The organism is Pseudomonas sp. So3.2b, assembly GCF_019464415.1.
GTDB lineage: Bacteria > Pseudomonadota > Gammaproteobacteria > Pseudomonadales > Pseudomonadaceae > Aquipseudomonas > Aquipseudomonas shahriarae.
The window spans coordinates 4,191,358-4,215,496 of the sequence record NZ_CP080494.1 but is presented as its reverse complement, the minus strand read 5'-3'; the positions used below and the strand labels follow the sequence as shown (position 1 = coordinate 4,215,496).

Genomic DNA, 24,139 nt, shown 5'->3' with positions numbered 1-24,139 from the left:
CCGGGCTCTTGAATGAACGGCCTTCAGCCAACGGATTCCCGTACTTCAGGCATTTTCGGTCTCCTATTTCATATGTATCTACGTCCATTCTGTCTGTCCATCGGGCTGTTTTTGGGGGGCGCCCCGGTGATGGCTACATCATTACCTCCAGCCCCGCAGGTACTGTCCAGCCAACTGCGTATCGATCGTCCCGATCTGGCTGTTTCTAGCGAAGATTGGCATTGGCTGCGGCACAAGGCCGAGCTCAAGGTCGGCGTATCGGCAGCCGCGTCCGCGCCGTTTTCGATCAATGCCCAAGACAACCTGTACGAGGGCATCAGCGCCGATGCAACTGCTCTGGTCGCGCAGCTATTGGGCTTGCAGGTGAAGGTCGTGGCCTTCGCCAATGAGCAGGATGCGCACAAGGCATTACAGGCCGGTAGCGTTGATGTGATCAGTATTCACGGCAGCACCAGGCCACGCCCGAACCTACTGCTGAGCATTCCCTATGCCGAGGATAGGCTGGCGGTTTTCAAACGCAGTACCGAACCTCGGCATTCACCCGTTGATCTTGCTGGCTTGCGCGTAGCGATCACCGAAGAACACAGCGACGAGCTCAAGCAGCGCTACCCGCAGGCCGATTTGCGGGTGTATGCCAAGCATGATGAGGCGATTGCCGCTGCAGCCTTTGGCCAAGCTGACGTTTATCTGGACGATCTGTACAGTGCCTACTACCGAATCAACCACTCCTACTATGGTTACTTGCGCTTTGAGCGTTTCAGCGACCTACCGGTAGGCGGTTATGGTTTTGCCTTGCGCACGGATAACTCACGCTTGCAGCGGCTCATCAATGTCGCCATCGAGGCTATCGGTGACGATACGTTGCGTAACCTGTCCAAGCGCTGGGTCGGCAACAGCTTTATTCCAAGTGAAGAACCCTTAGACCTCACCGTAGAGCAGTTACGCTGGATCCAGCGTAACCCAGTGGCGCGACTGGTAATCAATGATGACATGGCGCCGGGTGCCTACTTCGACTCGAACGGCGTATTTTCCGGTGGGTTCGCTGACTTGCTCGAAGTGATAACCCTAAATACGGGCCTGCATTTTGAGGTTGTTTTGCGCAGCGGCGGTTACCCGCAGATGATCGAAACGTTGAAAAATAACGAAGCTGATCTGGCCTTGATGACCGCCAGCCTTGAGCGTGAAGCGTTCCTGCGTTTTTCCAGGCCGCTGGATACCAGCCCCTTTGTGTTGCTTAGCAGCAAGGAACAGCAAGGCAAGCTGGAGAGCCTGGCCGACAAGCGTGTGGCGATTCCTACTGGGCACGTGGGCTCACAGCAACTGCGCAAGCGCTACCCCGAAGCAGTGATAATTGACGCTGGCACCACGCTGGATACGATGAACTTGCTCTATGAAGGCAAGGTCGATGCCGCCATTGTGGCGTTGCCTGCAGCACGTTATTACAAGGAGCGTTTGTTTCGCGATAAATTGGCGATCAACCAGGTGATTGATGTCGGGCCTGCCACGCTCAACTTTGCGATGCGACGAAGTGATGTCGAACTGCAATCCATTATCAACAAGGTCATGCAAAGCATCGCCCCGGATGAGATCAATGCGATTTCCAATCGCTGGCGTTCACCACCAGGCATGAGCGGCCAGACCTGGGTCGATTACCAAAGGGTTATCATCAACATCGTCGCGATTGCGGTGTTGTTGCTTTTGCTGTCGCTGGTCTGGGTGGTGTATCTGCGTCGCCAGATTAAAGTCCGGGCAAGGGCAGAGCGGTTGCTCAGCGATCAACTGCAGTTTGTCGAAACACTGACTGATTGCATGCCGCCGCCGCTGTATGTGCGTGATCTCAAGGGACGCATGCTCTCGTGCAACCGCAGCTACTTGAAAAGTGTCGGCCTGAGCGCCGAGCAGGTGCTGAACAAAACGGTGCGTCAGCTACCCAAGGAAAACTTCGAGAGCCTCCCGGATTTTCATCGCAACTACTTTAAGGCGATGCGCGACGGCCAGACGATCGAGTCGGTGCATGCCATTCAGCTCCAGGGTAGGGAGGCGTGGATCAACCACTGGGTGCAACCGTTCCAGGACCCCAAAGGTGAGATAAAGGGGGTTATTTGTGGCTGGTTAGACATCACTGAGCATCGTCAGTTGGTGGAGCAGTTACGAGAAGCAAAAGCCCTCGCGGATGATGCCAGCCGTGCCAAGACCAGCTTTCTGGCGACAATGAGCCACGAAATTCGCACGCCAATGAACGCCGTAATCGGCATCCTTGAGCTGGCACTTAAGCGCGCCGAAAGTAAGCCCATTGACCGCGCGAGCATTGAAATCGCCCATACTTCGGCAAAAAGCCTGTTGGAGTTGATCGGCGACATTCTCGACATCGCCCGCATCGAATCCGGACGTCTCAGTCTGTCGCCCAAGCGTGCCAACTTGCGTGAACTGATCGAGTCTGTGGCCAGGGTGTTCGAGGGGCTGGCTAGGCAAAAGCGCTTGACCCTCATCCTTGACATCGATTCGAGCATTAACTGCGATGTGCTAGTCGATGCCCTACGCTTCAAGCAAATCCTCTCCAATTTGATCAGCAATGCCATCAAGTTCACCGAAGAAGGCTCGATCACGATCAGTATTTCCGGGTTCTTGGTCGATGCCAGCCTGCTTAATGTTCACCTCAGTGTGGAAGACACCGGTGTAGGCATAAGTCCTAATGATCAGCAACGCTTGTTCAGACCTTTCGTTCAGGCGCAGCGCAATGTGCAACAGACCGAAGGGACGGGCCTGGGACTAGTGATCTGTCGTTCGCTGTGCGAAATGATGGGCGGCCATGTCACTATGAGCAGTGCTTTAGGCCGTGGAACGAAGATAGAAGTAGAGCTGCATTTACAGGTATTAGAGCGCATCAACATCACGCAGTTACCCGCGTTACCCTTGGCTCATCAACGTTACTGCTTGCAAGTTCTGGTGGTAGATGATCACCAAGTCAACCGCCAAGTATTACACCAACAACTGGAATTCTTGGGTCATGATGTCTATGAGGCAGAAGACGGGCAGCGTGCCTTCGACCGCTGGGGCGAGCACTCTTTCGATGTTGTTATTACCGATTGTCATATGCCGGTCATGAGTGGTTCGGACCTTGCACTAGCCATACGCAGAGTCGAACAGGAGCAAGGACTAGAGCCCACGATGATTATTGGCCTTACGGCCGATGCGCAGCCGGAAGAAATAGAACAGTGTATAAAAGCGGGCATGAATGATTGTCTCATCAAGCCTATCGGTCTTGATGAGTTGGACGCGAGATTGTTGGGGCTACAACAGAATCGGGATGCAGAGAACGAGTGTCCTGCGACGACATTGCCACTGATGGCATCCGATTCACTACAACTGGTAGATCTGGGGCCTCTGGAGTTGCTCCTCAATAATGACCCGGTAAAGTTTCGTGAAATACTGGATGAGCTAATCAATAATAATCGCAAAGATTGTCAGTTGCTGAGAGTCCTACTTCAGAATGGTGAGACGGATAAGTTAGGGGAGTTGGCTCACAGAATTAAAGGCGCTGCGCGTGTGGTTAAAGGAGAGCAACTGGTCGAGTCTTGCCGGCGTATGGAGTTGGTATGTGCTGATGCACAGGCTTCGTCTGAAGAGCTCAACCAGGCGTTGAGCGAGATGGAGTTTTCCATACTCCAATTGGAGCGGGTACTTGCAGCTCTTTGAACGGGAATTGTCTCTAGGACTGCTTATGTCGCGCTGAGCTTCTTGAATAAATCTGTAATCCACGTCGGTATCCATTCCGTTTTCAAGCTGCGGAACACTCGCTCCATCGGCGCATTGTCCCGGCAGTTTCCCCAGCGGCTCATGCTCTGGCGCATTCGATAACCCCACAGCCGCTGGCGAAATAAACGACTTGCATACTGGGGCAGCAGCTCCGATTGGCGCAGCTTTTTGAAGGCAACCAATTTGGTTGCCAGCATGAGTCGCCGAGGTAACTGTCATGAAAACGCCGTGGCCGAGAGCTTTTTCCGTAAGCGTTCGGCAATTACACCTTGCTCTTGGGTATTGGCATAGCGGCGATCAGGCTGCCCACCTTATCCTCCATCCGTTACCGCCCCAACACCAGATGACTACGCCTGAAGTCTTTTCGTGGAAGTCGATGGATTTCAGCGAGCGTTGGTTAACATAGAAAAACTCTAATTCACGCATACGGATTTTGGTGCTTACGCGATCTGTAGTGGAAGCAGGATAGCCTCCTGCTTCCACGAGTGGATTGCTAGTTAATGGGTTTGCTGATCGATCCCGGCCTGTAACGCCTGGCTATCACTGTGCCCGCCGACCCTCAGCGGTCCAAGGTTGAAGGCTTGATCCTTACGTATGGCGTCGTCCTGTTTCTGGGTCAATTCGTCCTTGGCGCCCAGCACCAGGTTGACCGGTGACTTCGACAGGTTCAGCCCGACATCCGCTCGGTAATCGCTGCCGGCCAACGTCGTTGCCGTGACCTTGGAACCACCCAGGTCGACCTTGCCCTGGTCCGCGCTGATCCGGGCGCCAGTCAGGTGGGTTTCGCCACTCACCTGCAGGTTGACGCCTTGCGTGCGGATGCCCGACGCTTGAGTGACGCTGTCTTTCACCACATGGCTGACGTCCAGGTTCAACGTCGGGGTGTAGGACGTGTTGCCGCTCTTGTCGCCGAACAGCACGTTTTCGGTGGTATTGGCCACCGAACTGCCGGTGGTGTTTTTGCCGTTGACGGCGTAGCTGTCAGTGGTTTTTGGCCAGGCCTTTTCCTTGAGGTCGGACAGGCGAGTGCCCACGGCATCCTTCTTGTCCGCCAGGTAAGCCTTGGCTTTGTCCACGCTCGTACCGAAGGCGCCGCGGGGCTCGGGGTTCACGTCGTAGCTACCGCTGCGGGTGAGTTTTTCGCCCAGGCGTTCCTTGGCGTTGCCAACGCTGTTGACCACGCTGTCCTTGGCCGAGGCCAGGTGCTCGGTGCCCTTGTCCACGGCGTTCTCGAGCTTTTCGCGGTGCTTGTCAAACGCGCCCTCGGCCTTGGCTTGCACCTTGTCCTTGAGCGGGCCGCTGGCCTTGGCCAGTTTGTTGACCACGCCGGGCTGGTTTTTCTCGACATCAAGCTTGGCGTCGACGTTGACTTGGGTGCTGCTGACTTGATCTTTGCGGCTCTCGACGACGAGGTCGCCGCCGACATTGCCACTGACCTGATCGGCTTCAATTCGCGCGCCGGCCAGATGGGTATCACCGGCACTGTTGATCACCACCTTATTCGCCTTGATCAGGCTGTCGTGCTGGGTGGTGCCTTGCAGGTGATCCACGTCGACCTTGGCCCGCGCATTGATGCCGTGCTGGGTCTTGGGGGTGTCATGTTCACCGGCGTCGGCCAGGGTGGTTTTGCCGCCGCTGCCGCCTGCGCCCAGGGTCACGCCCCAGCTGTTATGCGCCTGGGTCGATTGCGCCGACTCTTGCAGGATGCCGCCGTTTTGCGCATCCAGATTGACGCTGTCAGCCACCACCTGAGTGCCTTGCAGGTGGATCGCATCCGCCGCGTTGGCGCCGCTGGTGAGGCTCACTTTGCCGTTGCTGTGCAACTGCCCGACGCTAACGCCATGGTCGTTTTCGGCGACTTTGCCGATGTTGAAGTTGGCGCTCAGGCTGCCGGTGGTGCCGCTGCTTTCAGCGCTGCTGGTCTTGCTGGCCCCGACCGTCAGGCCGCCGCCCAGGTTGCTGCCGCTGCTCACGTGCGTAGCGGTGGCCGCTTGCAGATTCAGCTTGCCGCCAGCGTTGAGGCTGATGTCACCGGTCTTCGCGGTGCTGCTGCCGACCTGAGTACCCTGCAGGGTCATGTCGCCACCGCTGCTGAGCTGGATCGGGCCGTTGCCCTGCAGCGTCGCGACACGCGCCTGGCTGTCCTGGGTGTTCAGGCGCTTGTCGTCCAGTTGCACGCCGGCACCGAGGCTGGCGTTCGTACCGTTGCTGCCCGGGGCCGTGCCCACGGTCATAGAACCGCTGCCGCGCAGGCTGTTACTGGTGTTGCTCTGGGTATCGTTGGCCTGGTTCAGCGCCAATTCGCCACCGCCTTTGAGGTTGACGCCCGCCTGGCCGCCGTTGAATTGGGTGCCTTCATAACGCGCGTCGCCTTGGGTCTCGATGTTCACACCCTGGGCCCCGGCGTAGCTGCCGACCACCGCCGTGCTGCTGGATTCGCGCACATCGCTGCTGCCGCCTGCGCCATTGCCGCGCACGTTCAAGTCTTCACCGGTGGTGGTGTAGACGCGCACGCCCACTCTGGCGTCAACGCCTTGCTCGCTGCTGGTGTGGGTGTTGGCGGCCGCCGTGGCGAGGTGCTCGCCGGCATTGATCTTCAGCCCGCCCTCACTGGCGCGGTACTGGGTGCCTTCATCTTTCACGGTGTTGGCGACATTGACCTGCACCGTGCCACCGCTGAACTGGCTGACCACGGCGGTACTGTCCTGCTGTGTGCGGGTCTTGTTGGTATGGCCGACTTCCACATCGAGCCCGACATTCGGTTGCTCGAAGGCATCCAGCAGGCCGGGCTGATGGAATTTGGCCTGGGCCACGCCGTCGACGGCTTTTTCGATCGGCCGGGTGATGCCTTTGTATTCAACATTGGCGCCGACGTCGGCGGTCCAACCGTTCTCTTTGTGGGTGCCGGTCTCGGTGTTATGCGCCGCCTGGTTATCGACCTGCGCCGCGTTGACCTGCAACTCAGAACCGGCCTTCACCTGCGCGCCCTGGCTGGTCAGGGTATTGCCGGCGTTGATCGTCAGCGTGCCGGCCGACGCCACGCTGCTGGTTTGCGCGGTGGTTTTGTGGCTGGTGTCAGTGCTGGTCTGGTGGCTGAACTGCGCACCATTGCCGGCTCGGTCCAGGCCGCCGGTGTAATACACGCCGCCAGCGGTGGTGGTGGTGTCGGTTTGGCTACGGGTGCTGTGATCGGTCGCCAACAGCTCGACGTTTTTGCCGCTCACGGTCGCATCGCCCTGGGTCGCCTTCAGCTCGGAACCCTTGATGCTCACGTCGCCACCGGCCGTGACGGCCAGGCTTCCGCCGCTGAGGCTGGAAGCTTGCTGCTGGGTGGTGTCGGTCTTGCTGGCGTGCTGCTGGTCTGCATAGTTCACACCCGCGCGGTACTGATGCGTGCCGTCGGCGGTTTCCTTGGCGTAGCTATCGAAACCCCGCGTGTGAGTGCTGGTAGTGGTGTGAGAGGTGTTTTCAGCCGACGCGACTTTGATGTCACCCTTGGCATTCGCTTGCAGTTCGCCTGCCGCAGCGACCTTGGAGCCGCTGACGCTGATGTCCTTGGCGCTTTGCAGTTTGAGGTTGCTGTCCGAGCGCAGGTTGCTGGCGACGACGGTGCTGTCTTTGAGGTTCTTGCGGCTTTCATCCTTGGAGATACCAAAGAACTTGCTGTCGTTGCTGTAGCTATTGTCGTGGGAGGTGTCTTGCACGCCGTCGATCACCAGAGAGCCTTTGTCGCTGATGACGCTGGCCTGTTGGCCACCACGCGCCTGGCTGCCGCTGATGCGCACGTCGTCCGCCTTGACGATCAGCTTGCCATCGGCATTGACCTTGCTGCCGGTGTTCAGGGTCTTGCCCTTATCGCCATCGCCGTTCTTGCCGAAGAAACTGCCGCCAGTCAGGTCGCCGGAGTAAGCGTTGTCGCTGCTGCTCTGGATACGGCTGGCGCTGGTGATGTCGACTTGCCGAGCGGCCAATTGAATATCGCCCGCAGATTTCAGTTCGGCGCCTTGCAGTTGCAGTTTTTGCTGGCTGGTCAGCTCCAGGGCTTTGCCGGCCTTGAGACTGCTGGTGACGCTGCGCTGTTCGCTGCTGGACTTGTCCCAGTTGGCTTTCCACAGGTGCTTGCGGTGGTTGCCCTGGTCGCGGGTTTCGTGGGTCTCGGTGGCGGCGCTCAGTTGCAGGTCGGCGCCGCTGTTGACGCGCAATGCGTCGCCTGCTTCGACCTTGCTGGCCTTGATCTCGGTGTTGGCGCCGGACGACAGCGTGGCATTTTGTTGTGCGACGACGTTGTTGCCGTGCTGACGCGAGTCCTTGTCGGTGGTGGTGCGGTCATAGGTTTCGTAGGTGAACAGGAAGTTGCTGTTGTTCCACTGCTCACGTTTTTCCTGAAGTTTTTGGCTTTCCAGGCTGCTGAGGGTGAGGTTGCGGCCGGCGTCGAGCTTGACGTTGCGTCCGCCGACGTCGGTGGCGGCGAGGCTCAAGTCTTTGGCACTGTGCAAGTCGACATCGCCCTGGCGGCTCTGCACACCTGCGCGGGTGGCGTCGAGGCTGTTGGCGTGGACCTGGCCGCTGATATCGAGGTCGCCGGCCGAGCTGACCTTCACCCCATCACGGCCCTCGACTTGCACCGCGCCCACGCGCACCCCGGCACCTTCGGCGGTGCTGATGATATTGATACGGCCGGCCTGCATTGCCCCGAACAGGCGGGCGTCGATACGCTGGTCCTGGGTTTTGCTCGCCGGGTCGACCTGGCGCACCTGGCCGCTGGCGTAGTCGACTTGATTGCGGCCGACCGTGAGGTTCAATTGGTCACGCGCACTGAGGCGCCCATCGCTGTCGATACGCGGCGCGATCAGGTTGATCGACCCCGCGCCGTTTTGCAGGCCCTGGCCCTGCACCGTCAGGTGGCCGCTTGCATCGCGAGTGTTCAAGCCTTGCAGCTTGCCGTCGTTGAGCTCAGGGCGGCCCACTACCAGGTTGGCATTTGGGGTGTTGATGAAACTGCCGCCGTTGACGGAAATGCCATTGGGGTTGGCCAGCACATAATCGGCAGCCCGGCCAAAAATCTCCTGAGCGCCGTTGATGGCCGAGGCGTTGCGGCTCACCACTTCGTTGAGGATCACGCTCGCCGCCTGGCCCTGGAACTGCGGATTGGCCGCCAGTTGCCCGGCGAGTTGCGATTGACCAGCCTGCAAGGCGTTGTTCAACACCACGCCCTGGCGGTCGACGTTGTAGTCCAGAAACTGGTTATGGGACAGGCCGCCGGCATTCGGCGCGACGATGTTGACGATGGGCACGCCGCCCTGGTTTTGCAGCTGCGGCGTACCGCCAGGCCCTTCGACGACGGTTAAGCCACCGGCCAGGACCAGCTGCGGCAGCAGGAACAGGCTGGCGATGGCCCAGCGCAGTTTGCCCTGGGGTGAAAGGTGAAATGTATGGGTGTCAGTCGGCATAAATAAATTCGCTTTGTGTTGGCTGATCCGCGACGTGCGTTGTTCGTTGCAACGCTGCTGTGGTGGTCAGGTACGGCGGTTAACTCAGGCTAAACAGGTGTTGCTCAAATCTGTACGCTAAGGCGCGTCAGCCAGACCTCCGGCTCCTGGCCAAACCCTGCGGGCGTGTTGAGGTTGCGTTGGTAATCGAGGTCCAGTTGCACGTTTTTCCAGCTGAGGTTGAGCCCGGCACTGGCACCGCTCAGGCGCAGGCTTTGAGCGCCGTGTTCGCGCTTGATCCAGCCGTTGTCCAGGCCCAGGCGCGGGGTGATTTTTACCGGCAGGTCGCTGGTGAGCGGCAGGCGCAAGGTGTTGCGCCATACTGCGCCGATGGCCCCGGACGCGATGTTTTCGCGGTAGCCACGCACCGCCGAATCGTCGGTGCCCAGCAGTTGTTCGATGGCAGGCAACGCATCCGGGCTGTATTGCGCCGAGAGCTGGCTCTGCCACTGCCACGGTTGCCCCAGCCATTGGCCGTTGCGCCATTGGGTGAGGTTGGCGCGGTACTTATGGAATTGCGCCTGGGGCAGGTTTTTTTGCGTTTGGTCGGCATCACGGTCGGCGCCGAACCATGTCAGGCCTTGGGCGTAATTGACGTCGAGGTTCCACACTGCGCTGTTGAGCCAGAACAGATTCAGGCCAGCCTCGGCCACTGTCAGCGTCGGGCTCTGGATGCCTAAGCGAACCTTTTGCAGGTAGCTGTCGACGTCCTTGTAGGCCAGTTGCAGGTTGGCGCTGAGTTGATGGCCCTGGTCGCGCCACAGCACGCGGTCGGTGCGCAAACTGACCTGGTCGGTACGGCCGCTGTTGTAAAACGTGGCGCGGCTGAGCTTGAACGGCGAGCGGTATTCGGTGTGGCTGGCGAACAGGCTGTAGGTCCAGTACCCGTAAGGGATGGAATAGAACAGGCTGTTGCTGCGGCTGTAGCGCGGCCCGTGGTTGAGCGTGTCGCTGAAGCTCAGGTTGAGCGAATCGTTGAGCTTGAGCGGGCTGTCCAGGCTCAGGTTGATGGCATTGCGATCACGCCCCGTGCCGGCACTGCCGAGGTTATCCACTCCAAGCCCCAGCCCCCAGCGTGACGCCGTGCTGCGCGAGCGCAGGATGATGCGCGAGGCGCCAGCTTTATTGCCAGGGGCGATGTCGGCGGTGAGGTCCACCGAACGCAGGCGGTTGAGCTGGTCCAGGCCTTGTTCCAAATCGCGCAGGTTCAGCGGCTTGCCGAGCATCCCGGGGAACGCGCCGCCTAATGACACCGGCAGGCTCTGGTCGGCCAGTTCGATGGCTTCGAGGTAGCCCTCTTCGACGTGAATATCCAGCGACTGTCCGGCCGCCGGCGGGCTGATCAGGTACGGGCGGCTGGCGATATAGCCGGCTTGCACATACAGCTGGGTGATCTCGGCCAGCAGGCGGTTGATCTGGGTGACGCCCATGCACGGCGCCACGTAGGGTTCGATGCGTTTGTTCAGCTCAGCCTTGCTGAACAGCGTGACCCCTGCCAGGCGCGTGCCACTTAGCGGCCAGCAGCGGTCATCTTTGGCGATGTCTGTTGGCAAGGCCGGCGTGGCCGCTTGCGTACCGAAACTACCGCGTTGCAGTTGCCGTTGGCGCTGCTCCAGGTGTAATTGCTGCAAGTCGCGCTGCTGTTGCTGCTGCAAGCGCAGCGCTTCCTGGCCCGCTTGCGGCCCATCGGCGGCGGCGGCCGGCAGCGCGCGCAGGCAGAGCAGGGCGACGCCCAGGCTCTGGATACAATACTGGCGTTGGGTTGAGGGCTGATTTGGCACTCGACATCCTTAACCTAGAAGTACGCACAATCCATACCCATTAGCCAAACGGTGAACTCAGGGATTTTGCACAGTTGAGCCATCATTAAACTGTTTGTTACATCAGTGGCAGGACTTTTTACGTAAAACGTGGGGAATGCCGCGTTATTCACAAAATAAATGCATAGAGGTGGTGCGGGAGGGCCTGGCGACAACTCGTTTGGGCGTTTCATGAGGCGATTTCTGCTCTCATTCTGCTGACTCACCGATCAACCCTGCCTTTCAGACGTATTTACCCCTTTGCCTTTTACAAAAGCCGCTGGGCCTAGCGTCAGGTTGTTCAATACAAACAGCTGAACATTGGCATTCTGTTCTCTACTCTCCTCCAGGCACCGGTAGCGAATCTTGCGCTTGCCCCGTTACTGCACGCGGCCTTCGCCGTGATGCTTGTAACTGGTTGGCATCGGCCGTATTTATGGTGATCACGTATCCATTGCGGCGGGGCAACTGACCAATGATGTGGAAGATGCCCGAGCGGCCGTGATCGCCGCGCGCGAACGCCTGGACATTGGCGTCGGGACGCTGGTCAACCGTGAGCACGCCATGCTTTTCAGTGCCGGTGACTTGTTGATCGGCGGCGCGCTGGATGCCCAGGGCCAGGCCACCGGCCAGGCCGGGCTGGTGCATAACGCCAGCGCAAGTATCGAAGCACTCGGCGGGCTGAGCCTTAACAGTGCCGAGTTGCGCAATACCAACGAACACTTCAGCACCCAAGTGGTTGAGGTCAGCCGCGAAGGCGTCCAGGAGTTCCAGCACACCGGCTCTGCCAATCGCTATCGCCCGGATCAGATCTCACTCTACAACGACGAAGTCAGCCACTTGGTCAGCCCCGAGGGCGTGGCCGATAACTACAACCGCTACGACTACACTCGTACCACTACCCAGACCCAGATCCTCACCTCGGACCCGGGTGAAATCCTTTCCGGCGGCTCAATGCTGCTGACCGCCAATTCGGTGTTGAACGACAAGAGCCGGATCATCGCCGGCGGCACGTTGGTGGGCACTATCGGACAGCTCAACAACACCGAAGTCACCGGGCAGCAGACGGTGACGGACAGTGGCACGTTCAGCCATTTGTATCGCATCCATCGCAAGGGCCGTGACCGTCAGGGCCGTTCGACAGCCGCCTACAACCCGGCCGCCAGCGTCACGGATATTTTCCTGCGGCCAACCCAGTACCTGCAAAACACCGCCCATACCGGCAGTGGCCTGCAACTCGGCACTCGCCTGACCAGTAGCGTCGATCAGGCTGCCGGCGGTGCCAGTGCGGCCAAGGTCAATGTGGGCAATGGCCGAGCGCCTGGCCCGGTGCTGGAAGTGGCGGCGCTGCAAGCGACGGCGGCGGGAGGCGTAGGTGAGTCAATCCGTACCGGCGGGCTTAATGTGCAGGTGCCGGACAACAGCCTGTTCCACCTCAATCCCCAGGCCAACCCGAACTATCTGGTGGAGAGCGACCCGCGTTTCACCAGTTATCGTTCCTGGCTGTCTTCCAACTACATGCTGGATCGGCTGCAACTGGATCCGGGCCTGACCCTTACGCGGCTGGGCGATGGTTTCTATGAGCAAAAACTGATCCGCGAACAGATTGCCCAACTCACCGGCAGACGCTTCCTCGACGGCTACGCCAATGATGAGACCCAGTACCGCGCGTTGCTCGACAGTGCGCTGACCTACGCCGGCAAGTGGAAGCTGGTGCCGGGTGTGGCGCTCAGCCCTGAGCAAATGGCCCAGTTGACCAGCGACATCGTCTGGCTGGTGAAGAAGGACGTAACCCTTGCCGACGGCAGCGTGACGCAGGCGTTGGTGCCGCAGGTGTATGTGCGGGTGCGCGACGGCGACCTGGATGGCTCCGGTGCACTAATGGCGGGCAACGTGGTCGACCTCAAGCTACAAGGCGACCTGGTTAACCGCGGCACGATCGCCGGGCGCAGCGTGCTGGCGATTTCCGCCGACAACCTGCAGAACCTGGGCGGGCGCCTGACCGGTGGCGAGGTGGAGGTAAAAGCCCGCACCGACTTGAACAACCTCGGCGGGTTGATCGATGCCTCCACGCGCTTGAATACGGTTGCCGGTCGCGATATCAACATGGTGTCCACCACGCGCAACACCGAAAGTGCCCAGGGCACCGCCACGGGTATTTCGCGGGTTGCCGGGTTGTTTGTCTCCGATGCCAAGGGTGAACTGGTGGTGAACGCGGCGCGCGATATCAACCTGAGTGCGGCGCAGATCGTCAGTTCCGGCAAGGACGGCAAGACCACGGTGGTTGCTGGCCACGATATCAACCTGGGCACGGTGACCCAGAGCCGTGAACAAAGCGTGCAATGGAACGCCAGCAACTGGCGCAAGGACGCGAGCCGCACCGATGTCGGCAGTGTTATCCAGGGTGAGGGCGAGGTACGCCTGATCGCGGACAATGACCTCAATGCCCGAGGTGCCAAGGTCGTCAGCGAGCAGGGCGGGGTCACCGTTTCGACAGGCCGCGACGTCAATTTAAGCACCAGCCAGAGCTACAACTTTGTCGACGAGGCCCATAAGGTCACCGGCAGTAACAGCTTGTTCTCCAGCAAGACCACTTCAACCCGCGACACCGTGAGTGAAACCCGCGCCCAGGCCACCACCCTCAGTGGCGAGACCGCGTGGGTCAAGGCCGACAATGACTTGAATGTGCGCGGCAGTAACGTGGTCTCCACCAGTGGCACCACCCTGGTAGCCGGGCACGATGTGAATGTGGTGGCCGCCACCGACCAGCTCAGCGAACAGCACTTCAAGGAGGTCAAGCAAAGCGGGCTGTTCAGCGGTGGCGCCATCGCGGTGACCATCGGCAGCCAGCAGCGCAGCGACAAAAACCGTACCGCCAGTGAAACGGCGGCGGCCAGCACCATCGGCGCCACCGATGGCAACGTGAGTATCCTGGCCGGCAATGCCTACCGCCAGGTCGGCAGCCAAGTGACGGCGCCCAAGGGCGATGTGAACATTGCCGCGCGGTTGGTCGATATCCTTGAGGCCCGTGACCAGCAACACATCACCCAGGAGACCAAGTTCAAGCAAGGCGGCCTCACGATTACCGTAACCAACCCGGTGATCGAAGCCGTGCAGACCGCCCAGCGCATGAAAACCGCGTCCGACCGCACCGATGATGGCCGGCTCAAAACACTGGCGCTGGTCAACACCCTGATGGGGGCGGGCAACGGCTATATCCAGTATGACAAGGACCGGTCCATGGCCGGCGGCATTAATATCAGCATTTCGGCCGGCACCAGCAAGAAGGAAAGTAAAACCGAGCAGACCTCCAATTCGGCCGCCAGCTCGTCGGTGTTGGCCGGTGGTGATGTCAACATTACCGCGGCCGGCGCCGGCAAGAACAGTAACCTGACCGTACAAGGCAGCCAGATCACCGCCGGCCATGACGTTAACCTCAAGGCCGACGGCGCTATTGCCTTGCTGGCCGCGCAAAACACGGTGCAACAGCGCACGACCGAAAAGGGCAGCAACGCCAGCCTTGGGATTGGCATTGCCATCGGCGGCCAAACCACTGGCATCAGTTTTAACGCAGGGGCGTCCCAAAACCGCGGCAAGGCCGATGGCGATGATGTGGTCTGGAGCAATACCCATGTGGACGCCGGTAATAAGGTCTCGCTCGATTCCGGTGGCGATACCCGACTCAAGGGCGCAGTGGTGAGTGGCAAGCAAGTCACGGCCGATGTGGGCGGTGATTTCAGTGTCGAAAGCCTGCAGGACACCAGTACCTACAAGGCCAAACAGACTAGCCTGGGCGTGGGCGTGAGTATTTGCGTGCCGCCATTCTGCATCGGCTCATCGAGCTTCACGTTGAGTCAGAACAAAGGCATTCAGAAATCCAACTTTGAAAGTGTCACTGAGCAGAGCGGCATTCGGGCCGGGGACGGTGGTTTTGATATCCGGGTCAAGGGCAACACCCACTTGGTGGGCGGCGTGATCGCCAGCAACGACAAGGCGATTGCCGATGGCAAGAACAGCTTGAGTACCGGCTCATTGACCACCGCTGACCTGCACAACAGCGCCAAGGCCAGCGCCGACAGCAGTGGGCTCACCCTCAGCAGCGACTTTGTCGGCCAGGGCATGTACGGCGCCAGCAAGGCCTTGTTCAGCAACTACCTGGATGCAGGGAAGGCTTCGGACTCTTCCGAGGGCAACACGCTGAGCGCGGTGAGTGCCGGCAATATCCTCATTACCGATGCCTACCGCCAGCAGCAATTGACCGGCCGTGATGCCAGTCAAACCGTGGCCAGCCTTAACCGTGACACCGCCCACTCCCATGTTGGCGCCGAGCGTCAGGACCTGGACAAACTGCAGCGTACCGCCGAGGCGGAGCAGTCGATCAAGAATGAGGCCTATCGCCAAGGGGTGCAGTTTACCGATAAGGCGTATCGCACCATGTTCAAAACGCCGCCACAGATGTTGGCGCTGGAGCTGGATGAACAGGGCAATGTGAAGGAAGGCGCGGACCAAAAGCCGTTGTTCCGTGTAGTGGGTGATGCAGAAAGGCAACATCTGCAGGCGGATGAAAACAACGTAGTCAACGTAGCCCTCAATGGCATTTTCAACGACGACAAAGCCGCGGCTAAATACGCGGCTCAGCATCGCGACCCTGGCGCGACCGGGCCACAGTATTTCATGTGGTTTCCCAAGGCGGACAATACCCTGTCGGAGCTGTTGATTGCCGGGTATCAGAAGGCGATGGATAACGACTTTTTCGGCTTGACCAACTACACCGCGGCCTCGCGCCAGTTGCAGCTCGACTATGGCGCCACTGGCTTGCACCTGACTGAACACAGTCGCGGCACTATGACCGGTGGCAACTCCCGACAATCCATTTACAACATGCCTGATGCTGCCGGGTTACTCAGCAAGACTACGGTGTATAACTTCGGTGGCGCGTTCAATGTTTACACCGCCGATGAACAGTTGGCCTTTTTGCAAAACCGTTCGGCCGTCACCGACCCAGTCGAACAGGCGAAGATGGTTCTTAAATACGAAGTTCATAACAACGACCCGGTGGGCAGGTGGTTCTTCATGGGCAATAACCCGGGTACTGGCGGCGTAATACCTGAGGGCAGCAGCTTGCTCAAGGAGTTGGGCAATGTCTTCACCGGTGATACGACCATGCACAGCTGTTATGGCAGTGGTGCGCAAGCCTGCGCAAGATATTGGCCGCAAGGCAAGCCGGTGCTGGTGCCTGTCAGCCCGAGAAAATAAGGAGATTGATCATGTGGCTTAAACCTATGGCATTGGCGCTGCTGCTTGCTACCCTCGTCACCGCCTGTTTCAGCGAGCCCTTTCAGCCCCCGGCGGCTGATGCGGACTTATGGGAGAAACCCGGCGCGAGCAGCAAGGATGTCTTGACCTCCATGTTGGCTTGCGGTGAGAAGAATGGCTCCGGCATCGATCCCAATGCCAGCTTCCAGGAGCGGGCGCAGCGCTTTGTGTGTATGAAGCGCTCGGGCTACACCCGGCGTGATGGTTTTGACGTCTGTGCGTTGCGCACCCAAGAACCGTTGAAGGCCTGTGAGTCGGCGCAATGAAACCACAAAAAAACCGCCCTCTTTTTGAGGGTTCGTCACTCAACACGATAGGGACATCACCTGTGAAATATGCAATCTGCGCCACCTTGCTGCTGTTACTGAGCGGCTGTCTGACCATGTCGGGTGAGTACACCGTGACGGCTCAGGACGCCTCCGGCGCCCCGTTAACCAAGCTCGGCACGTTCACCGCCGAGGGCCATAACATTTACCCCATACGCAATGCGTTCTGCCTCAATGCGCCGGGGGCGACGGTCATCATTCGCGATGCCCGGACCGGCGAGGAACTGAGCAGCGAAAGCCCTTATCACTGCCGTTAAGCCTCAAAAAAGGACTTCCATGAGAGCGTTTCTGATAGCCGGCCTGGCCGTGGCCGTGAGTGGCTGCGGCAATATTTCCAATATCCGTGCTTACAACACGCCCTATGTTGAACCCACAGCAGGGGATACCGCACGCTTGCGCGTGATCACCAATGGCGTGGCGCGCGGTGTGCCGGGCCGTGACTGCATCGACTGGCGTGTGCCTGGCGCCGGGGTGATGACCGTGTCCGAATCCGGCTTTGCGGGTCAGAATAATGGCCGCAGCCTGGGCATGCCCGAGAGCAACCGCCGGGTGGAGGCGCAAGGCTCGGCGCGTAGCGAACTGAAGGTGCCGGCGAACAAGCCTTTTGCCATGAACTTCCAGAGTGAGGGCTATGTTTCTGGCGGCAATTCCTATAGCTGCAGGCAGAGCTTTCACTTCACCCCCAAGGCCGGGCAAGATTACGAACTGATCCTGCTGGACGGTGGCCAGTGCCTGGTCGCGTTGCAGCGCTTAAACCCAGCTGGAAAACCTGAAAACGAGCCTGTTGAGAAGGCAGGGCTGTGTAGAGCATTGGATGCCTTTTAGCTTAGCGTATTCAGAGTTCCAGCTATAGGTGGCTATCCGGACATTGCGGATAGTTCAAACCTAAACGTGAGCCGAATCAATGCGCATCGGGGCGTGGCCTTTAGCCGACTTGACATACCAGGCGTATCCAAGAGGCAGAGAAGTGAGCCAGCTTGCACTTGCGGAGGAGGCAAGCTGGGCGAAACCAGAACCGAGTTGGTCGTCCGCTTTTGAGGTAGACATCCAGACAAAGGCCAATCGTTTTCTGGCGCTGTCACGAGATGGAGATAGATGGCATCACCGACCACAATTTTTCTGACATGTCCGCTTATGGCCGAATTCAATCGGTCGTCACAGGCAGAAAACGGCCAAAAGTGGCCGCTCATTACGTAGGAAATTCGGGCGATTCAGCAGATGACGTGTTGAGCTAATCAAACGTTACGACAAAACAATGTAGTCATTGCGCTGAATGATGCCGTCGTGTGGTCCCTCAACCAAATGAACGTATCGTCCTTCTATCGCATCAATCGGCAAACAGTCGTCCACATCCAGCACACCATCAGTATGGGCCTGGACCCAGTGCTTTAAAATCTCGCGTTTACCGAGGCTCATCGCCTCCCGCTTATCTTTCGCAACTATCAGAGAATAGTGATGCGCTTCGCCAAAGGATTTAACTTCATATCCGCCTAAATTGATAAAATACAAACGCATTGATCCAGGGTGGGGAGCTAATTCACTTAGTTCTAATTTCCAGCCTGCAACTCCATCAACTGCCATCCACGCATCAATATGAAGGCCTACAGGAGATCCAAACCAACTCTGTCTAAGCTGAGGATATGCACCCTCTAAGCTATCAGCTAATACGAAGGCTATATCATGGACTTCAATTTTCGCTCTAGGATGTTTTCCGCCTAACATTACAATAAAAAGCATTATTCGCCCTGCTATAAATTAAAAATGGAACAGCTCAAATAATTGCGGGCCATATTATCATGTTTTAAACACCATTAACATCGCGCCGACAATTGCACGCAAGTCAAAAAATTAAAGCAATAACCTAATAAAATTCATATAAACACACCTCCTACAACGCCATGCGTAAATGGTGATGAAGGATCAAAGAATGTAATTATACAGGTGTCAGTCAGGCCTCTATAGGCATTGAGTAGGCGTTCGGGGGGAACATTTTCGGGGGCTTCACCGCCTCCCGAACGCGTGCGCAAAGACCTGTGGTCGATTCAGAAAGTAGTAAAGTCCGGAGACGAGGACTCACAGGACCAGCCCTCCTGGTAAATATTCACACCCTAACTGAAGGTGCTGCAGCCCTTCGTGAAGGGCAGGTTAGCGTCGTTTGCCGCCAGTCAGGCGTAAACTCAACAGCGTTATCGGTGATGGGTTGGAACATCTAAGCCCGTAGCCCCCAAAACACAGGCAGTACAGCACCACGATTCATCCGTGGACTCGCTCAATGATCCGCATCGATTCCATCTGGATCGCCACCGAGCCGATGGACATGCGTGCCGGTACCGAGACCGCGTTGGCTAGAGTTATCGCGGTGTTCGGTGCGACGATTGAACCAAGACAAGTTTCACTGGCCAGGTATCCGGCACGGATCGGACGTCGAACTCGACAAGGAACAACTTCAGGCCTTGATACTGGGCTTGCCTTGGCAGCGGATAGCCGCGGGCGGCTCGATCACAGTGCTTTAGCTGCCATTACCCAGAACGCTCAAGAATGACGAATAAGGATCTTAAACTTCAAAGAGCCGACGCACCTGCACGGAATCGGCGTTACCGCTTTGTTCAAGAGGAAGAAAGTAACGTAGTTGCCATTGCTGTGTCCTAACGGCCTCTTTGGCGACTGGTTTGACCCAAGGTGGATAAACGCGGATAGCGCGCTTACCACCTTTACCGTTAGTCGCCATGATGCCCTTTGATGCCAGTATTTTCTGGTCGAAAACAAACTGTCCGCGATGCGTTGCATCGAACACACTCACCACAACAAAGGCTACGCCATCATCGATATCGAGAGGTGCAATGATGCTGCCTGACGTCGGGCGCTTCCATATTGTGACGAACTGTCCAATCTTCGTCGGCGTTGTTTTAGCCACACGGAAGACAATGGTGTGTCCGTCGAGGCCAAAGCGGGAGGCACCATACTCGGCACTCTCAGCCTCGCGTATAGCCAGATCCGTCAATTGCATTCCCGCCGGCGTGTACACATCCTGGATAGCCGCTATCAGATCGTTTGGAATATAGCCGAGGCCAGGGTCTGCCGCGCACGCATATTTTGTGCCTTGTTCAGTTAAATCGAATTTCAAAGGGAACAACTCCTAAACCACTCATTGGCCATACGATCCAATCCAGAACATATGCTACGCCCTTCGACATACCCAGCGGACTGCGGGCGATTACATCGTGTGATTACGCAAGGTGGGATAGCCAGCCGCTTACGCTTTGGATAGGTCCTTCGTGACAGGAAGCTTCTGGCCGATTGCTGCCCGCTACGACAGGCAGAAGTTGGCCAGAAGCGGTCATCTAGGACCTACACAATCTCGCGGCGACTCACATAGCGCTGATCAACAACAACTGACCACAACCACACTAATAGCTTCGCTCATAGTAGAGACGTTTCGTTCGGAAAAGTGAGCAAAAACGCCGTGCCTAAATTGCTGCTGGTTACACCCACTTTTCCACTGTGGGCCTGCATAATCGATCGAACGATGGCCAATCCAAGCCCGCCCGAATCATCGGGCTGATTGCGAGAAGGATCACACCGGTAAAACCGCTCGAATAAATGCGGTAGGTGTTCGCCTGCAATCGCATCACCTTGGTTGTGTACGCTGATTTCGAGCCCATTCCCAGCGCTCATGGTGCTGATAGTCACCGGCGTACCAGGAGCGGCATAACGCAGTGCGTTTGCAATCAAATTGGCCAGTGCCCTGCGTAGCAACTGCGCGTCAGCGTACAACGTGCCACTGGCCTGATTTATCAACTCAATACCGCGCTCTTCCCCCATCCCTTCGAAATATTCGCAGAGCTGTCCGGCAAGCTCCTGCAGGTCGATGCGTTCGCGGCTGATGGACGACTTTGGCTGCTCGGTACGCGCGAGGAAAAGCATGCTGTCAATCATCCGCGCCAGGCGCTCGTATTCTTCTTGATTGGACACCAACAGATTCTGGTATTCCTCAATCGAGCGAGTACGACCAAGCGTCTGCTGGGTCTGCCCCATCAGGTTGCTCAATGGCGTACGCATCTCGTGGGCAAGGTCTTCGGAGAAGCGTGACAGCTGAGCGAAGCCTTGCTCCAGGCGGCTAAGCATCTGATTGAGCGCATGGCTCAGGGCACTTAGCTCGCTGAGATCATTGAACGCTTCCAAGCGCACATGCAGGTGCTGCACATCGATGGTCGCTGCGCGTGTCGCCAGTTGACGTACCGGCTTGAGGCCGCGCTGACTAACCAGCCAGCCGAGCAGAAACGCCAGCAACGCACCAACCGTCACTGCTGTCAGCACTTCCCAACGATAGGCACTGAGCATCTGCTCACGCTCACCGAGGTACTTACCCGCAATTAGGGTAAGGCGACGCTCTGGACTCGAGATATCGACCCAGGCAAAACGCAAAGCTGGATCATCAGGACTATCGGCAAGCTTTGGCGCGGACGATTTCGGCAGACTCGGCAATGGCACAGCGAGCGGGTTGATTTCGATTAGCAACTGCCCATTGCTGTCGACAATCCAAAGCATGTTGTCGCGGTTGCCCAGCATGTTTTCGTACAGCTGCGGGCGCGTGCGCAGCGAATCTACACTCTTACTGTCGCCGATCAGTGCCTGCATATGCTGCAGCCGACCGAGCAGGGCCTGATCATCACGCCAGGCTATTTCGCGTTGCAGAGAGTGATACAGATAGAACCCTACAGCACCTAAGAGCACCACGCTGATCAAGGCAAACATCAAGGCCAGGCGAAGGCTGAGTTTACGTGGCCATAGGCTCATGGTTGAGCATCCATCATGTAGCCCATTCCGCGTACGGTGTGAATCAGCTTGATCGGATAAGGATCATCAACCTTCGCACGCAAACGTCGAATAGCAACGTCTACGACGTTGGTATCGCTATCGAAATTCATCTGCCAGACATGCGAAGCAATCAGCGTACGTGACAGAACCTCACCTTCGCGGCTGAGCAACAAATGCAGCAACGCGAACTCTTTGTTGGTAAGGGGCAAACGCTCGCCACCGCGAGTGACCTTGCGCTTGAGCAAATCGACATGCAGGTCGGCAATCTGAAACTGCTCTACTTCTCTCGCCGGACCGCGGCGAAGCAGCGTACGTACACGAGCCAGCAGTTCCGCGTAAGAGAAAGGCTTCACTAGGTAGTCATCCGCCCCCAGCTCAAGCCCTTTGACCCGATCTTCGATAGCATCGCGCGCCGTCAGAAATAGCACAGGCGTCTGCCACTTTCGTCGGATGATCTGCAGCAATTGCCAGCCGTCCAAGCCGGGCAACATGACATCGAGGATGATCAGATCAAACTCGCACTCCTGCACCAAGTGCTGACCGTCTAATCCATTCAGGGCGACCTCCACAAGATAGCCGGACTCACTCAGCCCCTTGTGCAGGTAGTCAGCTGTCTTCGCTTCATCTTCAACAACCAGGATACGCATCTAGTCCTCCAGCGCAGGTGCATAGCCTAGGCCAATAAACAGCTTCGTCCCATTACAAATTGGTAATCCTCACGCAATCAGTCTGAGCGCAACGCTTATGCATGATGGCCGCCAATGGCTCAACCGAGCTTTGAACGGGAGGATTTATGCAAATCGCAAGAAGCTGCACCACCTCACTCCTATCCCTGGCGATAGGTTCAAGTGCCGCATGGGCAGATACCTCACCGGTTGCCCAGCGTGCGGATGTCACCCTTGCCGTGGCCAACCAATTGCTAGACGCCACATTGGCAGCCTGCCATGCAGACGGCCGTACCGGGGTAGCAGCAGTCGTAGACCGCGGAGGCAATCTGGTAGCCGTACAGCGCGATGACAATGTCGGGCCACACAACACACTGGCAGCGCAGCGCAAGGCCTTTACCGCCCTATCAACAAAGACCGCTACAGGCCTGTTATCAGACCGTGCACGCAGTAACCCCGAAGCTGAAAACCTAAACACACTCGATGAGTTGTTGCTGTTAGGCGGTGGAGTACCGCTGAAGGTGGGCGATCAAGTCATCGGTGCCATCGGCGTTGCCGGGGCCGGCGGTGCGCAGATCGATGAAGGCTGTGCCCTCAAAGCTATCGCACAAGTTTTACCCACCCATAAATAAATAGGAGACTCATCATGAATACATTGAAAACCCTTTTGGCCGGTGCCGTGTTGAGCGCACTTTCCTCCGCTGTTTTTGCGGCTGGTAACCCTCTGAGCGTCCATGTGCTGAACTTACAAGACGGCCTGCCATCACCTGGCGTGAATGTGACACTTGAAAAACAGAACGGCCAAGACTGGAGCAAACTGAACACCGGCATTACCAATGAACAGGGCCGTATTACTGCGCTTTATCCGGAAAACAAGGTGCTCGAGAAAGGGACCTATCGCGTAACGTTCAAAACGGGTGACTGGTTCAAAGAGCATCAGTCGGCAACATTCTTCCCGGAAGTACCTGTGATTTTCGAAGCAGACGGTAGCGTGCCTCACTACCATATTCCGCTGCTGCTCAGCCCCTATGGGTTCTCGACTTACCGCGGCAACTAAATTATTGATGTGGCTTTGCCCCGTTTTATGGGGCAAAGCCAGCTCTTGAGCAGAGTCGTTCAGGAGCACCTATTCATTGAGCCGCCCTAGATTCGTAGCCATATTTATGGCTGCTATTGGCCGAGAAAAGCCATTCATGAACAGCGACTCCAGGCCTCGGCTGATCTAGCAATGAAAGAGCTTTTCAACCAAGCTCGCCTCCAGCGGTGAGAGCTCCAGCGATTCAGACGCTTGAACCAATAGCTACGCAGCTCCCGCCAGAGTCGGGGTCAGCGCCGCATGCGTATTCCAGGGGGCATCGGCCCAAGCTCCGCTGCCGGGCGTCAGCAACTGGCGCAGATGCTGCTCATGGAACGCTTCGCCCAGCGAGTCGACGCGAAACGCCGCCACCCACTGCTCGCGCCCTAGCTGATAGGCCTTGCCGAATTCTTCCCAGCTGTCGAAACAGTCCTGCGCCCGCTGTGCATTGAGCAGCAGCACACGCCAGGCGAGGTCGGGCTCGAGCCAACGCATCAGCAGCGCGCAACGGACCAGAAACGCCACCCGAACGCAGGCAAAGGCCATGGCCGCACGCGGCTCATCACCGGTCATCAGCGCCTGCAGGTCGAGGTTGTACCACTGCTGTTCGAGGGTCGCACTGAAGTGCGACCGCACGGCTTCGTCATTGCAATTGCTGCGTATCCCGGCCTGGTGTAACAACGCTGCGCGTACAATCGTCTGTGCTTGCTCGGTGAAGTGATCGCACGCCGACGAGTAGAAACCCTCGACTTCCATCGCATCAGCCATGGGCCTGGCCAGCAGCAGCGACCAGTGCCTGCGTTGGCTGAACAACTGGGCGCCACGCGGTCTGAATGCTCGGCACAACATCCAGGCTGAAACAACAACTGCGATAAGCAAAAACATCCCGCTCTCC

General features: G+C 57.9%; 15 protein-coding genes and 1 pseudogene. 8 read left to right on the top strand and 8 right to left on the bottom strand.

From position 1 onward, the window contains the following. The first annotated feature begins 72 nt into the window (after positions 1-72). Positions 73-3,696 (top strand): ATP-binding protein, encoded by a 3,624-nt coding sequence (locus K1X80_RS18775; RefSeq protein ID WP_408980325.1) that lies wholly within the window; start codon positions 73-75, stop codon positions 3,694-3,696. A gap of 21 nt (positions 3,697-3,717) precedes the next feature. Here the strand turns inward: K1X80_RS18775 and K1X80_RS18770 are convergent. The 3 genes and pseudogenes from K1X80_RS18770 to K1X80_RS18760 form a co-directional block, all read right to left on the bottom strand. Then, positions 3,718-3,896, bottom strand: a pseudogene (locus K1X80_RS18770) (IS3 family transposase); the annotation flags it as partial. 357 nt (positions 3,897-4,253) lie between these two features. Continuing rightward, positions 4,254-9,206, bottom strand: a complete 4,953-nt coding sequence (locus K1X80_RS18765) for a hemagglutinin repeat-containing protein (RefSeq protein WP_220172409.1) — start codon at positions 9,204-9,206, stop codon at positions 4,254-4,256. A gap of 104 nt (positions 9,207-9,310) precedes the next feature. Beyond that, entirely contained in the window at positions 9,311-11,026 is a 1,716-nt protein-coding gene (locus K1X80_RS18760; protein WP_220172408.1) for a ShlB/FhaC/HecB family hemolysin secretion/activation protein, read from the bottom strand. Between the two features lie 498 nt (positions 11,027-11,524). Between K1X80_RS18760 and K1X80_RS18755 the strand changes: the two genes are divergently transcribed. From K1X80_RS18755 to K1X80_RS18740, 4 genes are all read left to right on the top strand, one after another. After that, the gene (locus K1X80_RS18755; protein WP_258571525.1) at positions 11,525-16,300 is read left to right on the top strand and encodes a hemagglutinin repeat-containing protein; all 4,776 of its coding nucleotides are present in this window, start codon (positions 11,525-11,527) and stop codon (positions 16,298-16,300) included. A gap of 11 nt (positions 16,301-16,311) precedes the next feature. After that, positions 16,312-16,626, top strand: coding sequence for a hypothetical protein (locus K1X80_RS18750; protein ID WP_046068324.1), 315 nt, complete (start codon positions 16,312-16,314; stop codon positions 16,624-16,626). 62 nt (positions 16,627-16,688) lie between these two features. Further along, on the top strand, positions 16,689-16,943 hold the full coding sequence (locus K1X80_RS18745; RefSeq protein ID WP_015371087.1) for a hypothetical protein: 255 nt from the start codon (positions 16,689-16,691) through the stop codon (positions 16,941-16,943). Between the two features lie 19 nt (positions 16,944-16,962). Further along, positions 16,963-17,511 (top strand): hypothetical protein, encoded by a 549-nt coding sequence (locus K1X80_RS18740; protein WP_128593356.1) that lies wholly within the window; start codon positions 16,963-16,965, stop codon positions 17,509-17,511. A 417-nt stretch (positions 17,512-17,928) separates the two neighbouring features. On the opposite strand, the gene K1X80_RS18735 is transcribed toward K1X80_RS18740, so the two are convergent. Then, a complete protein-coding gene (locus K1X80_RS18735; RefSeq protein WP_169990227.1) occupies positions 17,929-18,423 on the bottom strand; it encodes a DUF1543 domain-containing protein in 495 nt (164 codons plus the stop codon). Positions 18,424-19,007: 584 nt separating this feature from the next. Between K1X80_RS18735 and tnpB the strand changes: the two genes are divergently transcribed. Continuing rightward, complete coding sequence (tnpB, locus tag K1X80_RS28260) at positions 19,008-19,199, top strand: IS66 family insertion sequence element accessory protein TnpB (protein ID WP_367615869.1); 192 nt, start codon at positions 19,008-19,010, stop codon at positions 19,197-19,199. A gap of 41 nt (positions 19,200-19,240) precedes the next feature. Here tnpB and K1X80_RS18725 read toward each other — a convergent pair whose 3' ends face one another. The 3 genes from K1X80_RS18725 to K1X80_RS18715 all read right to left on the bottom strand — a co-directional run bounded on the left by K1X80_RS18725 (position 19,241) and on the right by K1X80_RS18715 (position 22,151). Next, positions 19,241-19,810: a MepB family protein gene (locus K1X80_RS18725; protein ID WP_220172407.1), complete on the bottom strand. Its 570-nt coding sequence runs from the start codon at positions 19,808-19,810 to the stop codon at positions 19,241-19,243. A 296-nt stretch (positions 19,811-20,106) separates the two neighbouring features. Then, the gene (locus tag K1X80_RS18720; protein WP_120733597.1) at positions 20,107-21,483 is read right to left on the bottom strand and encodes a heavy metal sensor histidine kinase; all 1,377 of its coding nucleotides are present in this window, start codon (positions 21,481-21,483) and stop codon (positions 20,107-20,109) included. Continuing rightward, the gene (locus tag K1X80_RS18715) at positions 21,480-22,151 is read right to left on the bottom strand and encodes a heavy metal response regulator transcription factor (RefSeq protein WP_120733596.1); all 672 of its coding nucleotides are present in this window, start codon (positions 22,149-22,151) and stop codon (positions 21,480-21,482) included. Before K1X80_RS18715 ends, K1X80_RS18720 begins: the two co-directional genes overlap by 4 nt. A gap of 146 nt (positions 22,152-22,297) precedes the next feature. Between K1X80_RS18715 and K1X80_RS18710 the strand changes: the two genes are divergently transcribed. Together K1X80_RS18710 and uraH are read left to right on the top strand one after the other, a co-directional pair. Beyond that, positions 22,298-22,801 (top strand): heme-binding protein, encoded by a 504-nt coding sequence (locus K1X80_RS18710; protein ID WP_120733595.1) that lies wholly within the window; start codon positions 22,298-22,300, stop codon positions 22,799-22,801. A gap of 14 nt (positions 22,802-22,815) precedes the next feature. After that, complete coding sequence (gene uraH, locus K1X80_RS18705; RefSeq protein ID WP_057441708.1) at positions 22,816-23,226, top strand: hydroxyisourate hydrolase; 411 nt, start codon at positions 22,816-22,818, stop codon at positions 23,224-23,226. 243 nt (positions 23,227-23,469) lie between these two features. Here the strand turns inward: uraH and K1X80_RS18700 are convergent, their stop codons facing one another. Beyond that, positions 23,470-24,129: a DUF1266 domain-containing protein gene (locus K1X80_RS18700; RefSeq protein WP_128593353.1), complete on the bottom strand. Its 660-nt coding sequence runs from the start codon at positions 24,127-24,129 to the stop codon at positions 23,470-23,472. Positions 24,130-24,139 lie beyond the last annotated feature (10 nt).